The 17,243-nt window shown below is 67.0% G+C and carries 19 protein-coding genes; 9 read left to right on the forward strand and 10 right to left on the reverse strand.

Translation table 11 applies throughout. The features are described from left to right. Window positions 1–454: 454 nt before the first annotated feature. From RBB34_RS11760 to RBB34_RS11775, 4 genes are read left to right on the forward strand one after another with little or no spacing between them, the layout of a single operon-like run. On the forward strand, window positions 455–1,408 hold the full coding sequence (locus tag RBB34_RS11760; protein ID WP_306119420.1) for a zinc ABC transporter substrate-binding protein: 954 nt from the start codon (window positions 455–457) through the stop codon (window positions 1,406–1,408). A 10-nt stretch (window positions 1,409–1,418) separates the two neighbouring features. Continuing rightward, window positions 1,419–2,246, forward strand: a complete 828-nt coding sequence (locus RBB34_RS11765; protein WP_306119421.1) for a metal ABC transporter ATP-binding protein — start codon at window positions 1,419–1,421, stop codon at window positions 2,244–2,246. After that, window positions 2,243–3,466: an iron chelate uptake ABC transporter family permease subunit gene (locus tag RBB34_RS11770; RefSeq protein ID WP_306119422.1), complete on the forward strand. Its 1,224-nt coding sequence runs from the start codon at window positions 2,243–2,245 to the stop codon at window positions 3,464–3,466. The genes RBB34_RS11765 and RBB34_RS11770 overlap by 4 nt, the downstream gene beginning before the upstream one ends. Further along, window positions 3,466–4,401 carry a metal ABC transporter permease gene (locus RBB34_RS11775; RefSeq protein ID WP_306119423.1) on the forward strand — a complete coding sequence of 312 codons (936 nt, stop codon included), beginning with the start codon at window positions 3,466–3,468 and terminating at the stop codon, window positions 4,399–4,401. Before RBB34_RS11770 ends, RBB34_RS11775 begins: the two co-directional genes overlap by 1 nt. A 15-nt stretch (window positions 4,402–4,416) precedes the next feature. On the opposite strand, the gene RBB34_RS11780 is transcribed toward RBB34_RS11775, so the two are convergent. Then, window positions 4,417–4,860, reverse strand: coding sequence for a helix-turn-helix domain-containing protein (locus tag RBB34_RS11780; protein ID WP_306119424.1), 444 nt, complete (start codon window positions 4,858–4,860; stop codon window positions 4,417–4,419). A gap of 151 nt (window positions 4,861–5,011) precedes the next feature. Between RBB34_RS11780 and RBB34_RS11785 the strand changes: the two genes are divergently transcribed. After that, on the forward strand, window positions 5,012–5,644 hold the full coding sequence (locus tag RBB34_RS11785) for a cation transporter (protein WP_306119425.1): 633 nt from the start codon (window positions 5,012–5,014) through the stop codon (window positions 5,642–5,644). A 22-nt stretch (window positions 5,645–5,666) separates the two neighbouring features. Here the strand turns inward: RBB34_RS11785 and RBB34_RS11790 are convergent, their stop codons facing one another. Continuing rightward, a complete protein-coding gene (locus tag RBB34_RS11790; RefSeq protein ID WP_306119426.1) occupies window positions 5,667–6,926 on the reverse strand; it encodes a porin in 1,260 nt (419 codons plus the stop codon). A gap of 256 nt (window positions 6,927–7,182) precedes the next feature. On the opposite strand from RBB34_RS11790, the gene RBB34_RS11795 reads away from it, so the two are divergent. From RBB34_RS11795 to RBB34_RS11810, 4 genes are all read left to right on the forward strand, one after another. Next, window positions 7,183–7,782, forward strand: coding sequence for a hypothetical protein (locus RBB34_RS11795; RefSeq protein WP_306119427.1), 600 nt, complete (start codon window positions 7,183–7,185; stop codon window positions 7,780–7,782). A gap of 68 nt (window positions 7,783–7,850) precedes the next feature. Beyond that, complete coding sequence (locus RBB34_RS11800) at window positions 7,851–8,216, forward strand: hypothetical protein (RefSeq protein ID WP_306119428.1); 366 nt, start codon at window positions 7,851–7,853, stop codon at window positions 8,214–8,216. After that, window positions 8,213–8,467, forward strand: a complete 255-nt coding sequence (locus RBB34_RS11805; protein ID WP_306119429.1) for a hypothetical protein — start codon at window positions 8,213–8,215, stop codon at window positions 8,465–8,467. The genes RBB34_RS11800 and RBB34_RS11805 overlap by 4 nt, the downstream gene beginning before the upstream one ends. A gap of 58 nt (window positions 8,468–8,525) precedes the next feature. After that, window positions 8,526–8,981 carry a hypothetical protein gene (locus tag RBB34_RS11810; RefSeq protein WP_306119430.1) on the forward strand — a complete coding sequence of 152 codons (456 nt, stop codon included), beginning with the start codon at window positions 8,526–8,528 and terminating at the stop codon, window positions 8,979–8,981. Window positions 8,982–9,002: 21 nt separating this feature from the next. On the opposite strand, the gene RBB34_RS11815 is transcribed toward RBB34_RS11810, so the two are convergent. The 8 genes from RBB34_RS11815 to RBB34_RS11850 all read right to left on the reverse strand — a co-directional run bounded on the left by RBB34_RS11815 (window position 9,003) and on the right by RBB34_RS11850 (window position 17,083). Beyond that, a complete protein-coding gene (locus tag RBB34_RS11815; RefSeq protein ID WP_306119480.1) occupies window positions 9,003–9,479 on the reverse strand; it encodes a DUF305 domain-containing protein in 477 nt (158 codons plus the stop codon). Window positions 9,480–9,603: 124 nt separating this feature from the next. Beyond that, window positions 9,604–11,025 (reverse strand): FAD-binding oxidoreductase, encoded by a 1,422-nt coding sequence (locus RBB34_RS11820; protein WP_306119431.1) that lies wholly within the window; start codon window positions 11,023–11,025, stop codon window positions 9,604–9,606. A gap of 45 nt (window positions 11,026–11,070) precedes the next feature. After that, window positions 11,071–11,385: an L-rhamnose mutarotase gene (locus RBB34_RS11825; protein WP_306119432.1), complete on the reverse strand. Its 315-nt coding sequence runs from the start codon at window positions 11,383–11,385 to the stop codon at window positions 11,071–11,073. Between the two features lie 63 nt (window positions 11,386–11,448). Beyond that, window positions 11,449–12,453 carry a substrate-binding domain-containing protein gene (locus tag RBB34_RS11830; RefSeq protein ID WP_306119433.1) on the reverse strand — a complete coding sequence of 335 codons (1,005 nt, stop codon included), beginning with the start codon at window positions 12,451–12,453 and terminating at the stop codon, window positions 11,449–11,451. 47 nt (window positions 12,454–12,500) lie between these two features. Continuing rightward, complete coding sequence (locus tag RBB34_RS11835) at window positions 12,501–13,526, reverse strand: ABC transporter permease (RefSeq protein WP_306119434.1); 1,026 nt, start codon at window positions 13,524–13,526, stop codon at window positions 12,501–12,503. Continuing rightward, window positions 13,523–14,518, reverse strand: a complete 996-nt coding sequence (locus tag RBB34_RS11840) for an ABC transporter permease (protein ID WP_306119435.1) — start codon at window positions 14,516–14,518, stop codon at window positions 13,523–13,525. Before RBB34_RS11840 ends, RBB34_RS11835 begins: the two co-directional genes overlap by 4 nt. Next, window positions 14,515–16,056, reverse strand: coding sequence for a sugar ABC transporter ATP-binding protein (locus RBB34_RS11845; protein ID WP_306119436.1), 1,542 nt, complete (start codon window positions 16,054–16,056; stop codon window positions 14,515–14,517). The genes RBB34_RS11840 and RBB34_RS11845 overlap by 4 nt, the downstream gene beginning before the upstream one ends. Next, entirely contained in the window at window positions 16,049–17,083 is a 1,035-nt protein-coding gene (locus RBB34_RS11850; RefSeq protein ID WP_306119437.1) for an aldo/keto reductase, read from the reverse strand. Before RBB34_RS11850 ends, RBB34_RS11845 begins: the two co-directional genes overlap by 8 nt. Window positions 17,084–17,243: the final 160 nt, after the last annotated feature.

Consider the following 17,243-nt stretch of genomic DNA (forward strand, 5'->3'; position numbering starts at 1 on the left):
AGGCAGTATCGTACGTGTTGCAAGCGGCAAACCCGAATGGACCCTTTGAACGCGCTACCTGTCTGATCGTGTGATTGCCCAATCGGTCGGCAATGAGGCAATGGCGGCCAGCATATGGGCCAAAGGTTTGGAGAAAGCGAACAGATCGTGCAAGCCCATGCCGCGCCTTCGACCGGCCCCGGCCGCTTCTTGCCGGTATTGCCGGACCGGTCACCCCATGCCGGACAGCAACCCAAGTTCGCACATCCGCCAATTGTTCCCCCGGGGAGCTGGCGAGTATCGGCACGCGGGGCAGCCTTGGTGCCCGAAATCGCCGGCATGGCCATGCGGGACCCGGCACCGCGCCCAATTCCTGCAAATCGTTCTCGATAGCATTGACTCTTGCAAATCAGTTGCATTAGCACGAGATGAGGAAACACCGACCGACACCGCGAACAAGGGAGAGATCCGACCGATGCCGACGAGACGACGTTTTCTTGGCCTTGCCACCGCGCTGGCGGTGGGTCTGCACGCGACATTCGCCCTTGCCGCCGACAGGCTCGATGTCGTCACGACCACCGGCATGATCGCCGACGCGGCCCGCGAGGTCGGCGGCGACCTGGTCGAGGTCCAGGCGCTGATGGGCCCCGGCGTCGACCCGCACGCCTACCGCCAGACCCGCTCGGACATCGTGGCGACCGCCAATGCCGATCTGGTGCTCTGGCACGGTCTCTATCTGGAAGCGCAGATGGAACAATTCCTGCTCGAACTGGGCGAAGCGAACAACATCCTCGCAGTGGCCGAGGATCTGCCGCGCAACCTGCTGATCGGCCATGACGACTATGAGGGCCGCTACGACCCGCATGTGTGGATGAACCCCAATCTGTGGTCGCGCGTTGTGCTCAATGTCCGCGACGCCCTGGTCGATCTGATGCCCGAACACGAAGACACGCTGCGCGCCAACGCCGACGCGCATCTGGAAGAACTGCGCCAGCTCGCCAATTACACCACCGAGGTTCTGTCCTCGGTGCCGGCCGAAAGCCGCGTGCTGCTCACCGCCCATGACGCGTTCAACTATTTCGGCTCGGCCTATGGCTTCGAGGTGATCGGGATCCAGGGCATTTCGACCGAGAGCGAGGCCGGCCTCAGACGCATCGCCGAACTGGTCGACATGCTGGTCGAACGCGATATCGGGGCGGTTTTCGTCGAGACGTCGGTCTCCGACCGCAACATCCGCGCGCTGATCGAGGGCGCGGCGGCGCAGGACCACCAGGTCGTCATCGGCGGCGAACTGTTCTCCGACGCCATGGGCGAGCCCGGCACCTATGAGGGGACCTATGTCGGCATGATCGACCACAACGCCACCGTCATCGCCCGCGCGCTCGGCGGCGAGGCGCCCGAAAAGGGCATGTCGGCCCTGCTCAATTGAGGATACCGGAATGAAGCAAGCCGCCATCACCCTTGCGGCCGATCGGGGCCGGGTGCACAGCCCGGCCGCGCCACCCGAAGACAGCCCGCTCGCCATTTCCGGCCTGACGGTCTCCTATGGCGACAAGCCGGCGGTCTTTTCGGTCGATGCAACCTTCGCGCCCGAGGCGATGACGGCGATCATCGGTCCCAACGGCGCCGGCAAGTCGACATTGCTGAAGGCATCGCTGGGCGTGATCCCGCGCGTTTCGGGCGAGGTCACGGTGTTTGGCCGGCCCATCGAAAGGGCGCGCGAGCGCATCGCCTACGTGCCCCAGCGCGCCAGCGTCGACTGGGACTTTCCGACCACGGTGATCGATGTCGTTCTGATGGGGCTTTACCGCCGCATCGGCCTTGTGCGCCGCATCGGGCGGGCGAACCGCGATACCGCGCTCGAATGCCTCGACCGCGTCGGCATGGCCGATTTCGCGCACCGCCAGATCGGCCAGCTTTCGGGCGGCCAGCAGCAGCGCGTGTTCCTCGCCCGCGCACTCGCGCAGGACGCCGATCTCTATCTGCTCGACGAGCCCTTCGCCGGCGTCGACGCGGCGACCGAACGCGCCATCATCGACGTGCTCAAGGCGCTCAAGGCGCAATCGCGCGCCGTGGTCTGCGTGCATCACGACCTGGCCACCGTGCGCGCCTATTTCGACCATGTGTTCCTGATCAATGTCCGCCGCATCGCCCAGGGGACGGTCGAGGAGGCGTTCACCTCCGAAAACCTGCAGGCGACCTATGGCGGGCGCCTTGCGACCGGCCATATCGACCAGCTCTCGCTTCCCGGCCAGCAGGTGTCATGAACCCGCTCGCCGAGGCCCTCCTGTTGCAGGCGGGCTATAACGCCGCGCTGGTCGGCATCGGCGCCGGCCTTCTGGGTTTCGCCGCGGGCGCGGCGGGCACCTTCCTGTTCCTGCGCAAGCGCGCGCTCGTCTCCGACGCGGTCGCCCATGCCACGCTCCCCGGCGTCGGACTGGCCTTCATTGTCATGGTCATGGCCGGCGGCGACGGGCGCAACCTGCTCGGCCTGCTTGCCGGCTCGGCGGTCAGCGCCTGGGTCGGCCTGTGGCTCGTGCAATGGATGACGCGGACGACGCGCCTGTCCGAGGACGCGGCGATCGGCGCGGTGCTGTCGGTCTTCTTCGGCCTGGGCATCGTCATCCTCACCGTCATCCAGACCATGAGTTCGGGCCGGCAGGCGGGGCTGGAGAGCTTTCTTCTGGGCTCGACCGCCGGCATGCTGTTCAACGATGCGCTGATCATCGCGATCGGCGGCTCGCTGGCGGTCATCGCGACATGGCTGCTGCGGCGGCCGATGACGCTGGTCTCGTTCGATCCCGACTACGCGGCCGCCTCGGGCACGAACGTCGACCGCATCGACCTGGCCATGATGGGCCTTGTCATGGCGGTCACGGTGATCGGCCTCAAGCTGGTCGGGCTGATCCTGATCATCGCGCTTTTGATCATCCCGCCGGTGACGGCGCGGTTCTGGACCGAGCGCAGCGATCACGTGATCTGGTGGGCGGGCATCTTCGGCGGCGTGTCCGGCTATGTCGGCGCGGCGATTTCGGCCTCCGCCCCGGCCCTGCCGACCGGTGCGATCATCGTGCTGGTCGCGGCCGGCCTGTTCGGCCTGTCGCTCCTGTTCGCGCCCGCGCGCGGCGTGGCGGCGGCGGTGCTGCGTCACCGGCGCTTCCAGTGGCGCGTCCATCGCCGCCAGGGCCTGCTCGCAATGGCCCGGGCCGAGCCGATCCACGACCCGTTCACGCTGCGCGTTCTGGGTTCGGAGGGGCTGGTGCGCCGCGATGGCGTGCCGACCGATGCCGGCCGCGCCCAGGCCGCCAAGATCGCCCGCGACGAGCGGCGCTGGGACGTCGCCCGCCAGATCCACCTCGATGCCGGGCTGACCGGGCGCTATGACGGGCTGACGCCGATCGAGCAGGTGTTCACGCCCGACGAGATCGCCGAGTTCGACGCCCGCATCGGCGGACCGGCCCCGGTCGCCACGCAGGGTGGGCATTGATGGGCGCCCAGTTCGTTCAGTTCTCGCTGACGCCGATCCTGATCGGCATTTTCGCGGCGATCGCCTGCGCGCTGCCGGGCAACTTCCTGGTGCTGCGGCGCCAGGCGCTGATCGGCGATGCGATCAGCCATGTCGTGCTGCCGGGCATCGTCGTTGCGTTCCTTATCACCGGCACGGTCGCCGCAATTCCGATGCTGCTGGGCGCGGCCGGCGCGGCGATCGTCGCCGTCATCCTCATCGAGGCGATCAAGCGGCTTGGCCGCATCGAGCCGGGCGCTGCGATGGGCGTGACCTTCACCACGCTATTCGCCGCCGGCGTGCTGCTGCTCGACCAGTCCGACACCTCCAATGTCCATCTCGATGTCGAACACGCGCTGATGGGCAATCTGGAAAGCCTGATCTGGTTTCGCGCCGAGGGCTGGCATTCGCTGTTCGATCCGGTGGCGCTCGCCGCCCTGCCCGACGAGTTGGGCCGCATTTTCGTCGTCTGCCTGCTGGTCATCGCGCTGACCGTCTTCTTCTGGCGGCCGCTCAAGATCTCGACCTTCGACGAGGGCTTCGCCCAGGCGCTGGGCCTGCCGGTCGGCGCCATGGGCTTCGGCCTGGTTGTCGTCGCCGCCATCGCCGCGGTCGCCGCCTTCGATGCGGTCGGCTCGATCATCGTGATCGCCATGTTCATCTGCCCGCCGGCGGCGGCACGGCTGATGACGAACTCGCTGGAGCGCCAGGTGTGGTGGAGCGTGGGCTTTGCGACGCTGGCGGCGATACTCGGCTATGTGTTCGCCGGCTACGGTCCGCTGTGGTTCGGCGGGCAGAACGCGGTCAGCGCCGCCGGCATGATCGCCGCCGTCTCCGGCGTCATCCTGGGCCTTGCCTGCCTGTACGGCCCGCACCGGTCGCGTGTCGGCGCCGCCCGACAGCAGGCCGATGCGTGATCGTCCAGGTGGCGTTCAGCCGGCGCGGGCGGCGAGGTGGTCGTCGCCCTCGCAATGGGCGTGATCGCCGAGCGCCTCGATCACGCGGCAATCGGACACCGTGCCGCCCGAGCATTGCGCGATCATGCGTTCGAGTTCGCCCTTGAGCGCCGTCAGCCGCCGGATGCGCCGCTCGACCTCGCCCAGCTGCGTGCGCGCGATGTCGTCGACCGCCCGGCACGAGGCCTCCGGCGTGTCGGCGAGGCTGAGAAGGTCGCGTACCGCCTCCAGCGGAAAGCCCATGTCGCGGGCATGGCGGATGAACAGCAGCCGGTCGATATCGGTCTTCCGGTAGACCCGATGATTGCCCTGCGAGCGCTCGGGTGGCCGCAACAGCCCGATCTGCTCGTAATAGCGGATGGTCTGCACCTTGCACTGGGTGGCCTCCGCCACCCGCCCGATCGTCAGCGCCTGCGCCATGATGATTGCCTCTTGAACCTACAGTTACTGTAGATAGTAGGTCATGGGGACCGGTAGGAAAAGCACCCCTCGAATGGGGTGCGCCGACATCGATCCCGGTCCGCCCCGCAGTCATGCGCGCACGGACCCGGCGTCGCAAGGAGTGCTCACGATGGCCGCAGGCTGCTGCAATCATCAACCGAAATTCGATGGCATGTCGGCCGGCTTTCGCCGCGCGCTGTGGATCGTCATCGCGATCAATGCGGTGATGTTCGCGGTCGAGATGACGGCGGGCTCGCTGGCCGGCTCGCAGGCGCTGAAGGCCGACGCGCTCGACTTTCTGGGCGACACGCTGACCTACGGCATCAGCCTGTTCGTGCTCGGCATGTCGCTGCGCGTGCGCGCCACCGCGGCCCTGTTCAAGGGGCTGAGCCTGGCCGCGATGGGAACCTGGGTCCTGGGCTCGACGGCCTATCAGGTGCTGGTGCTCGGGGTGCCGAGCGCGCCGGTGATGGGCGTGGTCGGCTTTCTGGCGCTCGCCGCCAACATGGCCAGCGTGCTGGTGCTGATGCGCTACAAGGACGGCGATGCCAATGTGCGCTCGGTCTGGCTGTGCAGCCGCAACGATGCGATCGGCAATGTGGCCGTGATGGGTGCCGCCGCCGGCGTGTTCGTCACCGGCACGGCCTGGCCGGACCTCGTCGTCGCCGCGTTGATGGCTGGGCTGTTCCTGTGGTCGTCGGTCCAGATCATCCGCCAGGCGCTCGACGAGCGCCGCGAGGGGCTGGCGGCCGGCCTGGCTTGATCGCGGCGACCGGCCCGGCCGATCAGAACAGGCGCCGGGCGTAGGCGGTCAGCTTGAAGAGGTCGGCCCTGCTCGTCTCGCCTTCGACGCCGTAATAGTCGGCCTTGCCGATATCGACGTAGTAGCTGCCGTCGAGACCGACCTGAAGGCCCGGGGCGGGCATGTATTCGCTGCCCAGCGAGGCCAGAATGCCGCTCGGCTTCCATTCGAGCGTGTTGGCCTTCGTGGCGAGCGAGATGCCCGAGACGGTGGCCGTCGACTTCAGATCGTTGCGCCAGACATGTTCGTAGGACGCAAGCAGCGAATAGCCGCGTGTCTTGACCAGCGTGCCGTCTCCGTCGACCAGATAGTCGCTGGCAAAGGGCAGGCCGCCCAGATAGGACACGCCGCCTTCGGCATAGGCGCCCGAGACGATGAAACGGCCGAACCTGCCGGCGATCTTGGTGCGGTATTCGAGCCCGGCGGAGACGGCAAAGCCCAGTTCGTCCTCGGGCACGCCGCAGCATTCGGTTTGCCGGTCGTCGCTGAGATGGATCAGCGCGGCGCTGAGCTGGGCGGCGCCCCGGCGCGGATCGTCGATTCGCGCGGCAACGACCAGATTGGGCAGCGTGCGCGAGCCGCGCAGGGCCCACACGCCCTCCTCGGCGCGCCGCGCCGCATCGTCCTCCAGCGAGACCGTCAGGCTGCCGCGCTCGCCGAACCGGTGGGTATAGGCGACAAGGTCGGTGATCGCGTTGGACGCATAGCCGGCGGTGTAGCTGAGGCCCGGCGAGAAGTCGAAGAACGAGCCGAGCCGCCCGGCGGTGAAGCCGGCAAGCTGGACGAAGGCCTTGTCGACGAAGATGGTGTCGTCGCTTTCGGGCTCGAGCGTGCCGCGCAGGCTCAAAACGCCGAGCAGCGGGCCGTTTTCGGTCTCCGTGGCCGAGGTGAAGGTGACGATCGCGTCCGTCTCGAATGCACCGACATCGTCCTCGGCCGGCACCAGATCGTAGATGATGAAGGGCTCGCCGGTCACATAGGTCGTCTCGGCGAACAGGTCCTGCTGGCCGAAACCGGCCTTTTGGCTGACTTCGACCTGTCCGCTTATGCGCAGACAGGTCCCGGTGCCGGGCTGCCGGACAAAGCCCGGGCCGAATTGCAGGCATGGCTCGACGGCGCGCGTCGGCGACGGCTCGGCGATGAGCTGGGGCGGACGATCCGCAAGGGCCGGTGCGACGACCGGTACCCATAGCTGTCCGATGCCGAGCACGGCGACCAGGCCCGCGGCACCGCGTGCGCCCATTCGATGTCCCATTGATTCCTCGCCCTGTCGCCGCGCACTCGCCTGTTTGCCGGTTGCACCGCTTCGACCCGACTACAGCGTCGTTTACGCAATGTTAAAATTCTAATAAATCTGACTACATTAAAGTTAACACGCGGTAAACGAGTATTGCGTTCTGAATTCCTTGACGCATATTAAGCTTTCGTTAATTCTCATGTTCACGGGGACTGCAACAAAAGCAATACGGCCCCGCAAACCAACCAATGAGGATGCGTCTATGAAACAGACACTTCTAGCTACCGCAGCTGCCGCTGCGTTCATGGTGGTTTCGGGTTCTGCCTTCGCGCAAAACACCGCCATCATCGTCGACCACGGCTACGGCAATAAGGCCTATATCGACCAGAAGGGCCACGAGAACGCGGCCGTCGGGTATCAGTATGGCACGAAGGGCCGGATCACGACCAAGCAGACCGGCACGTACAACTACGTGGAAGGCACCCAGAAGGGCTATCGCAACTCCATGAGCGCCAGCCAGTACGGCAAGGTCAACCAGGCCGACGGCTATCAGGGCGGCAGCAAGGAGCACATGTCGATCAAGCAGGTCGGCAAGTACAACTCCGCCTACGGCGCCCAGTATGGCGGCCGCAACACCATGACGACCGGTCAGGTCGGCTATGAGAACAAGGCGGTCGGCTACCAGGACGGCTACAAGAACCGGATGGGCATCGGCCAGTACGGCTACGACAACGCCGCTGGCGTGACGACCAAGGGCTATGGCGGTCGCGTCTCGGTGGGGCAGACCGGTTCGAAGAACTATCTGGAAGGCATCATGGGCGGCAAGCGCAACGCCATCCACGGCTGGCAACGCAAGAAGTAGGGCGGCCCTGGTTCACGCGGGAGGCGGTTCGCCGCCTCCCCATTTCGCAATCGGTCGGGAGTGGGCAGATGAGAAAGACAACGCCGATCGTGTGCGTGGCGCTGATGTTCGGCGCGCCGGCGTCCACGGTCTGGGCCGAACCGGCGGACACCACGGTCTACCGGCAGAATGCGCCGGTCAACGTCAAGGTGCTGGTGCTCGCCGGGCCGGCGGCCGACGACAATGTGCGCATCGAGCAGACCGGCCGCTTCAACGCCGCAGCGGTCGTCTCCCGGCAGGGCGGTGGTTACACCGCGATCTACCAGTCCGGGATGGGCAATTCGGCGTTCGGCGGGCGCGGCGGACGGAACTCGGACACGCAGATCCATCAGGTCCAGACCTTCGAGCCGCCGGCGTTCGAGCCGCGCCGGTCGGGCATCTGGAGGCGGCGGTGACCGGCCCCGCACGGCTCGGCATCGCACTTGTGGCGGCCGGCAGCGTGCTCGCCGGCGGCGCTGTGGCCGGCGAGAAACGCTTCGTGCTGGAAAGCGGCGACAACACCGCGGTGCTGCTTCTGCCCGAGGGCGAAGCGGGGCGGATCGCGATCGAACGTGACGCCGGGGGCGGTACGATCCGCATCGAGGATGAAGGCTCGGGCAACAGCTTCACCTTCATGCAACTGCCGGCCGAGGCGACCGGCGACTGATACCGGCAAGGCCAGAGGGTGTCGCAGACGCACCCGGCCGAACGACAGGGAAAGCGACATGTTCAACACGACGACCATTGCAGCCGCGCTGCTGTTCGCCACGGCCCTGCCGGCCATGGCGGGCGATGCCAGCGTCATCCGGCGCACCCAGACCGGCATCGTCAACATCGCCGAGATCGACCAGAGCGCGCGCCACAACCAGCTCGAGCTCAACCAGTTCGGCGCGCGCAACATCGCCTCTGTGCGCCAGCGCGGACAGACCAACAGCGCGCAGGTGCTGCAGGTCGGCCGTTACAACACGTCGTCGATCGCCCAGGATGGCGACCGCAATTCGGCCACGCTCACCCAGCGCGGCGATGTCAACGAGCAGGCGATCATGCAGACCGGTCGCATCAGCCGCAGCACGGTCACGCAGATGGGCGAGACCAACTACCTGACCACCTACACCAATGGCGGCGTGAGCGCGCTGATCATCGAGCAGACGCTCAAGCCGCGCGGCATCTTCCGCAGGTAGAGCTGCGCAATGCCCGCCCGGTCATCGTCCGTCGATTTCGGGCGTGGCCGGCGGTCCGCCCTGCAGGTCGGTGATCAGCGCCTTCATCTCGGCAATTTCCAGCCTTTGCGCCTCGATGATCTCGTTGGCGAGATCGCGCACGCGTGGATCGGAGATTTCGGCGCGTTCGCTGGTCAGGATGGCGATGGAGTGGTGCGGGATCATCGCGCGCATGTAGGAGATGTCCTGCACCGTCGTCTGGCTGCGCAGCAGGAACAGGGCGACGACGAAAACCACGAGGCTGCCGGCATAGATGGCGATGTTCGCCGCGCGGCTCGTATACATGGCGAGCATGAAGCTGAGCATGATCACCGCCATCGCCGCGCCCATATAAAGCGCCATATAGGTGCGCGTCTCGCTGTAATACACGTGGTCGAGCGCGAAGGTGTTCAGATACATCAGGACGAACATGACCACCGTCGACGTGCCGATCATCCCGAAAAAGCGCCAGTAGGACATCTTGCCCTCCTTGTTCTTGGTCTTGGCTTTCAGGGCCATAACGGCATTCCAGCGCAGGAAGGTTGCGCGGCGCACGTCGATTTCCCGACGCCGTGCCCCGTGGGCGCGGCCCCATGGCGCGCCGTCAGCCCGGCAGCATCTTGCCGGGATTGAGCAGGCCCTGGGGATCGAGCGCCTGCTTGATCGCGGCCATGGTCTTCAGCACGACCGGGTCCTTGTGGCGGGCCATGGCGCCGAGCTTGGCGGTGCCGATGCCGTGCTCGGCCGAAAAGCTGCCGCGCATGTCGCGCACGATCGCCTCGACCGCCTCGCGCATTGCCTCGTGCAGGGCCGGCTCGCCGCTCGACGGCCACACCGTGTAATGCACGTTGCCGTCGCCCAGATGCGAGACGACGAAGGAGCGCGCGCCCGGATCCATCTGCCGCATGCGCGCATCGGCCTGATCGAGGAACAGGTGCACCTTGTCGACCGGCAGCGAGACGTCGTTGAGCACGATATGGTCGGCGGCGACGGTCAGTTCGGCGGCGTCCTCGCGGCGCTGCCACATCTGCCGGCGCTGGGCCTCGTTGCGCGCCACGGTCGCGTCCTCGACCAGGCCCTCCTCCATCAGCGCGGCCAGCGTCTCCTCGAGCCGGCCGACGAGCGGCACCGTGCCGTCCGGCCCCGGTGCCGCATCGCGCGGCGCGGTGGCGCCCAACTCGACCATCAGATTGACCTCGTGCGGGCCGCCGAACGGCTCGCGCGCGCCGTCGATATGGGCCAGATGGGCCTCGATGTAGCGCCGCGGCATGTATTCGAACGCCTCGACCGCGCCGCCCGATTCCGCCTGCAACCGGTTCAGGATGGTCAGCGCGTCGGGCAGGCTGGCGGCGGCGACCATCGCGGTCGCATAGGCGCGCGGTTTCGGCGCGAGCTTGAGCACGGCGGCGGTGATGATCCCCAGGATCCCTTCCGAGCCGATGAACAGCTGGCGCAGGTCCAGACCCGAATTGTCCTTGTGCAGATCGGTCATCAGGTCGAGCACCTCGCCGGAGGCCAGCACCACTTCGAGCCCGAGGCACAGATGCCGCGTATTGCCGTAGCGCAGCACGTTCGAGCCGCCGGCATTGGTGGCAAGGCAGCCGCCGATGCGCGCCGAGCCGCGCGCGCCGAAGGTCAGCGGAAAGACCAGGTCCTCGGCCTCGGCCGCCGCGTGAATGTCCGACAGGATCACGCCGGCCTCGACCACCATCACGCGGGCGGCGGCCCGCAAATCGCGGATCGTGTTCAGCCGCTCGATCGAGATCATCAGCACGCCCTCGGCGCGCGTGCCGCCCGAAAGGCCGGTATTGCCCGAGACCGGCACGACGGGCGCGCCATGGCGAGAGGCCAGGCGCATCACCGCGGCGACTTCCGCCGTCGATCCGGGCCGGACGACGGCCAGCGGCTGCCAGCGATAGCTTCCGGTCCAGTCCGACTGCCACCGTTCGGTATCGGCGCCGGTGAGCACGTGGGCGGCGCCGAGCGCGGCGCGCAATTCGTCAAGCAGCGTGTCTTTGATCGTCACATCCATTGCCTCCCGAACCCGCAATGTCGAGCCGGCCGGCACCTGTCAATCCATGTGGAAGACGTAATCGAGCGGGATCTGGACCGGCGTCTTGTCGGGATTGGTGTCCATGATGTCGGCCATGTGCTCGAACCACTCGCGCATGATCGGTTCGTCGAACAACTCGTCCAGCCGGTTGCCGGGCGTCTTGCGGTGCACGGCGAACAGGATGTCGGTCTGGGGGTCGTGGAAGATCGAATAGTCGCGGATGCCGTATGCGGCGAGCAGTTCGGCGAGCTTCGGCCAGATTTCGTCGTGCCGCTTCTTGTACTCGGCCTGCCGGCCCGGATGCAGCTTCATCTTGAAGGCGACGCGCTCCATGGACGTGTTCCCTTTTCGTGTCGTGCCCGGGCCGGCTTTCGGCCCGGGCGATGGCGTCGGCGATCAGAAGTCGAAGTCGTCGATGTTCTCGGCCGTGAACGTGGTCAGCTCGGCCTGGGTGTTGATGACGTTCTTGTCCTCGATCGTCACCGTGCCGAGATTGGGCACCTCGAAGGTGTTGCCCGGCGCGATCTCGATGTCGCCATTGCGCACCCCGACGGCGAAATGCGCGGCCAGCCAGCCCTGATTGTAGGGGCTCCACAGTTGGAATGCCTCGACCGTGCCGTCCTTGATGAACGGGCGCATCTGGTTGGGCGTGCCAAGGCCGGTCAGCTCGACCTCGTCGGCGACACCGGCCGACTGGATCACCTGGGCGGCGGCGGCGACGCCGACCGTGGTCGGCGAGATGATGCCGCGCAGGTTCGGATAGGTCTGCAGCAGGGCCTCGGCCTCGGTCGTCGACTTCTGCGGCTCGTCATCGCCATAGACGGTGGCGACCAGCTCCATGTTCTCGTATTTGGGGTCGTTCTCCAGAACATCGTTCATCGCCGCGATCCAGGTGTTCTGGTCCGGCGCGTCCGTGGTGGCCGAAAGGATGGCGATCTCGCCCTCGTAATCGATCATCGAGCCGAGCAGTTCGACCTGGTTGGGGCCCGTCTTGGTGAAGTCGACCGGCAGGATGCCGGCGTCGCGATGCTCTTCATTGCCGACCAGGTCGCCATTGACCGCCAGCACCAGAATGCCGCGGTCGCGGGCGCGGTCGAGCACCTGGTTGAGCGCGTCGGGCGAATTCGGCGAGATCGCGATCACGTCCACGCGGCGCTGGATCTGCGCGGTGATGAACGGGATCTGCGAGGTCGCCTCGGGGGTCGCCGGCGCGGTGGTGCTGAAGGTGCAGCCGAGCTCCGCGCAGCCATCCTCGAAACCGGCGACGATGGAATCGAAATAGGGGTTGCCGGTGTTCTTGGGGATGTAGACGATCTCGATACCGTCCTGGGCGACGGCCGCGCCGGCGGCCATCACGGTGCTGGCGGCGAGCGCGGCGGCGATCAGTGTTCTACGTTTCATGGCGGGGTCTCCTCCTCTGTGTGAACCCTGGTTGAATGTCGGCCCGGCTATCTTTGCGTCCGGGCGTAGATGAAGTTGGTGGCGATGATCGAAATGATCAGCAGCGCGCCCATGACGATGAGCTGCGTGGTGATGGGAATGTTGGCGACCGTCATCCCCGTTGCAATGACGACCAGCAGCCAGACGGCCAGATAGGTGCCGGCGATCGAGCCGCGCCCGCCGAAGATGTAGGTTCCGCCGAGCATGACCATCAGCACCATCTGCAGCTCGCCGCCCGAGGCCATGTCGTAGCGCACCGAGGCGAGGCGCGAGGCGGTGAGCAGCCCGGCGACGGCGGCGGCGATGCCCAGCAGCATGAACAGGCCCATCTTGATGCGCCGGACACGGATGCCGGCATGGCGCGCAGCCTCCGGCGAGGTGCCGATCTGGTAGATCTGCCGGCCCGTGACGGTGAAGGCCAGAAAGATGCCGAGCACGATGGCGATCGCGGTGAAGACGATCACCGGCACGGGCACGCCGAGCCAGACGCGCCAGTCGATGCCGATGAACCAGGACGGAAAGCCGCCGATGGAGCGGTCGCCGGCGAGCACCTGGGCAAGGCCGCGATAGAGCGTCAGCGTGCCGATCGTCACGATGATCGAGGGCAACTGGCACCACAGCACCAGGAACCCGTTGAACGCGCCCATCGCCGCGCCGACGACGACCGCCGCGCCCATGGCGAGCGCGATCGGCAGGCCGGCCTGGAACAGCCAGGCGAAGACGCAGGCGGTCAGCGCCATCAGCGCGGCCGGCGACAGGTCGATCTCGCCGGAAATGATCACAAGCGTCAGCACCAGGGCGACGATGGCGTATTCGACGTAGAACGATGCGCTTTCGAGGATGAAGGTGGCATCGGCGAAGAACGGCGACAGCGCCGAGGCGATGAAGAAGGCCGCGATCAGCAGCACGAGGGTCATCACCTCGGGCCGGATCAGGACGACCTGCCATAGCGGCCGCGCCTCGGCGGCCTCGTGCGCATCGACGGCCCGGGTCCGTGCCGTTTCGCCGGCGCCGGTTTCGGTCGAGGTGCTCATGCCGAACTCCGTGCCTGGGCGAGGGCGCGCACGCTGCGATCGCGCACCGCGCGGTCGATCAACAGGGCCGCGACGATCACCGCGCCGTTGAAGACATCCTGCCAGAAGGCCGACACGCCCAAAATGGGCAGCGCGACCGACACCATGCCCAGCAGCAGCACGCCGAGCACGGTGCCGAGCACCGTGCCCACCCCGCCATTGATCGACACGCCGCCGACGACGACCGCGGCGATCACGGTGAATTCGAAGCCGACGCCCGTTATCCCCGGGTTCACATAGCCGAAGCGCGAGGCGTAAAGGACGCCGGCGAGCCCGGCCAGCGCGCCCGACAGCGTGAACACCAAAAGCGTGATCGGTACGACCTTGATGCCCCTGAGCGGGGCGGCGACGGGGTTGGAGCCGAGCGCGTAGATCTGGCGTCCGACGCGGGTGTGGCCGAGGAAGAGATAGGTCGCGAACGCCACCGCAAAGGCGATGATGACGATCCACGGAATGTCGAAGATCGGCGAGGTCTGCGACATGGAGATCAGCGAGCGCGGGATGAATTGCGGATCGACCTGGCGGGCGTCCGAGACAAGGAAGACCAGTCCGCGATAAAGGCTCAGCGTGCCCAGCGTCACGATGATCGAGGGCAGCCGGAAAAGCACGACGAGCAGCCCGTTCAGCGTACCGAGCGCCGCGCCCAGCGCGATCGCGACGAAAACGCCGATCAGGATCGGCACCTCGGGCAGGTCGCGGAACATCATGCCGGCGACGATGGACGAGAACGCCATGGTCGAGCCGATGGACAAATCCACGTGCCGGGCGACCAGCACCATCATCTGGCCCATGGCCGCGATCAGGATGAGCGGGATCGCCAGCGCGACGATGCGCGCGGTCTCCAGCGTCAGAAAGCGCGGCTCGATGGCGCCGACGATCAGCGCGACGATGACGATCATCACGAAGATGCCCGCCTCGCGCCGCCGCAGGAAGAAGCTGCCCAGGCCGCTCATGCAGCTTCTCCATGCGGACCCTTGCGCGGCACGGCGGCGCGCATGACGGTTTCCTCGGTGGCTTCGCCGCGTGGCAGTTCGGCGGTCAGCCGGCCCTCGGACATGACCAGGATGCGGTCGCACAGCGCCAGCAGTTCGGGCAGTTCCGAGGAGATGAGCAGGATCGCCTTGCCGCTTTCCGCGAGTTCGCCGATCATGTCGTAGAATTGCGCCTTGACGCCGATGTCGATGCCGCGCGTGGGTTCGTCGAGGATCATCACGCCCGGCTCGGTGTGCAGCCAGCGCGCCAGGATCGCCTTTTGCTGATTGCCGCCGGACAGTTCCATGATCGGCTGGCGCAGCGAGGCAAGGCGAATGTCGAGCTGTTCGACCGAGGCGCGGGCCAGCTTGCGCACCAGGCGCGCGCGGATGAACCCGCCCGGCGCGATCCTGTCCGGCACGGCGGCGGTGATGTTCTGCTCGACGGACATCGAGCCGAAGATCCCCGCCGCGGCGCGGTCCTCGGGCACGAAGGCCAGCCCGCGCGCGATCGCATCGGACGGATCGGCGATGCGCACCGGTTCGCCGCCCACCTTGATGGTGCCGGTTTCGGCAGGGGCGATGCCGAATATGGCGCGGGCGACATCGGTGCGCCCGGCGCCGACAAGGCCGGCCAGTCCGACGATCTCGCCGCGATGCACGGCAAAGGAGATGTCCTCGAACAGGCCGGTACGGCCAAGGCCCTGAACCTCCAGCGCCGTCTCGCCGATGCGGGCGCGGTGCTTGTGGATATAGTCATTGACCGGCCGACCGATCATCATGCGGATGATCCGCTCGTCGTCGAGGTCCTCGACCCGCTCGGTACCGACCAGGCGCCCGTCGCGAAACACCGTGGCCCGGTCGCACAGGGCGCGCACCTCCTCGAGCCGGTGCGAAATGAACACGATGGTGCGTCCGGCATCGCGCAATTGCCGGACGATGTCGAACAGGGTCTGCACCTCCTTGGGCGTCAGCGGCGCGGTCGGCTCGTCCATGATGATCAGACGTGCGTCGCTGTCGAGCGCGCGGGCGATCTCGACCATCTGCTGGTCGGCGATGGAAAGCCCGCGCATCGGCGCGGTGACGTCCATGCCGATGCCGAGCATGTCCATGAGTTCGCGCGCCCGCGCCTCGATCGCCGCCCAGGGCACGCGCGACAGCGCCGCGCCCTGGCCCCGGCCCATGACGAGGTTCTCGGCGACCGATAGGTCGGGAAACGAGATCGGCTCCTGATGGATGAGCGTGATGCCCAGGCGCTGGGCGGCGAGCGGCGAGGGCACCTCGACCTCGCGCCCCTCCATGGACAGCCGACCGCGCGTCGGCCGGTGCACGCCCGACAGGATCTTGGCGAAGGTCGACTTGCCGGCGCCGTTCTCGCCCAGAAGCGCGTGGATCTCCCCGCGCTCGAGGTCGAGATCGACATCGGTGAGCACCTCGACGCCGGCGAACTGCTTGGAAATGCCGCGCGCAGAGATGAGCGCGCCGGTTTCGGCGGTCCCCTGCGCCATGGTCTCAGCCATTGTCCGGTGTCGGCGCGTGTTCGGCGAGCAGGCCCTGCGCCTTCAGGTCCGACCAGAACGCCGTCGGGATCGGCGTGGCGACATGGCCCAGGTTCTGGCGGATCTGGTCGGGATGGGCCGCGCCGGGAATGATCGAGACCACCGCCGGATGGGCCAGCGGGAACTGAAGCGCAGCCGCCGGCAGGGCGACGCCATGCGCCCGGGCCACCTTCCCGATGCCGCGCACCTTGTCCTGGACGTCGGTCGGGGCCGCGCCATAGGCATATGTCGCCTTCTCGCCCGCTCCGGTGACGAGGATGCCCGAGGCGAAGGGCGCCCCGATGATCACCGAAACGCCGCGGCGGACGCAGTCCGCCATGCCGCGATCGAGCGAGGCCTGGTCGGCGAGCGTGTAGGGCATGGCGACCAGCAGGAAGTCGATGTCGACCTCCGGCGCGACCGTCTCGAACGCCTCGTTGGTGTTGATCCCCATGCCGAAGGCCTTGATGTCTCCGGTCTTCTTGAGTTCCTCGAGCGCCTTGATCCCGCTTTCGGCCAGGTCGCGGCGATGGCCCAGATAGGTCTCGCCCTCGCCGTGGAAACCCGCGTCCAGATCGTGGATGATCAGCGCGTCGACCGTATCGAGCGCCAACCGCTGCAGGGCCTGCTCGTAAGAGCGCATGATGCCGTCGCGGGAATAGTCGAAGCGCACCTCGAAGTTCAGCCCGCCGATCCAGGGCGAACGGTCGAAGCTGCGCGGGTCGGCGGGCCGGTGCAGCGTGCGCCCGACCTTGGTCGTCACGAGGAATTCGTCGCGCGGCCGGGTGCGCAGGAAGCCGCCGAGCCGATGCTCGGCCAGCCCGCGCCCGTACCATGGGGCGGTGTCGTAATAGCGAACGCCGCCGTCCCAGGCCGCTTGAAGCGTCGCGCGCGAGTCCGCCTCGGCGACCGGTGCGTAGAGCTCGCCGATATGGGCCGATCCGAATCCGAACACGGGAAGATCGAGGCCGGTCGGGCCCACCTGCCGCGTTTCGCTGATCGATACCAAGGTCACTCCCCCCTTGCCCGCGGGCGGCTCTCCGTCCGCCACGGCCGGTAATTTGTCAGACAAAAATTAGTTTGACAAGTCCTTGTCCATGGCGAAAAATCACCGCCGACGCAGCACGACCGGCCGCCAGCGCACGGACCGGCACGCCACGGGGAGGGAT

It is taken from the genome of Roseitalea sp. MMSF_3546 (assembly GCF_030732865.1).
Classification (GTDB): Bacteria; Pseudomonadota; Alphaproteobacteria; order Rhizobiales; family Rhizobiaceae; genus Roseitalea.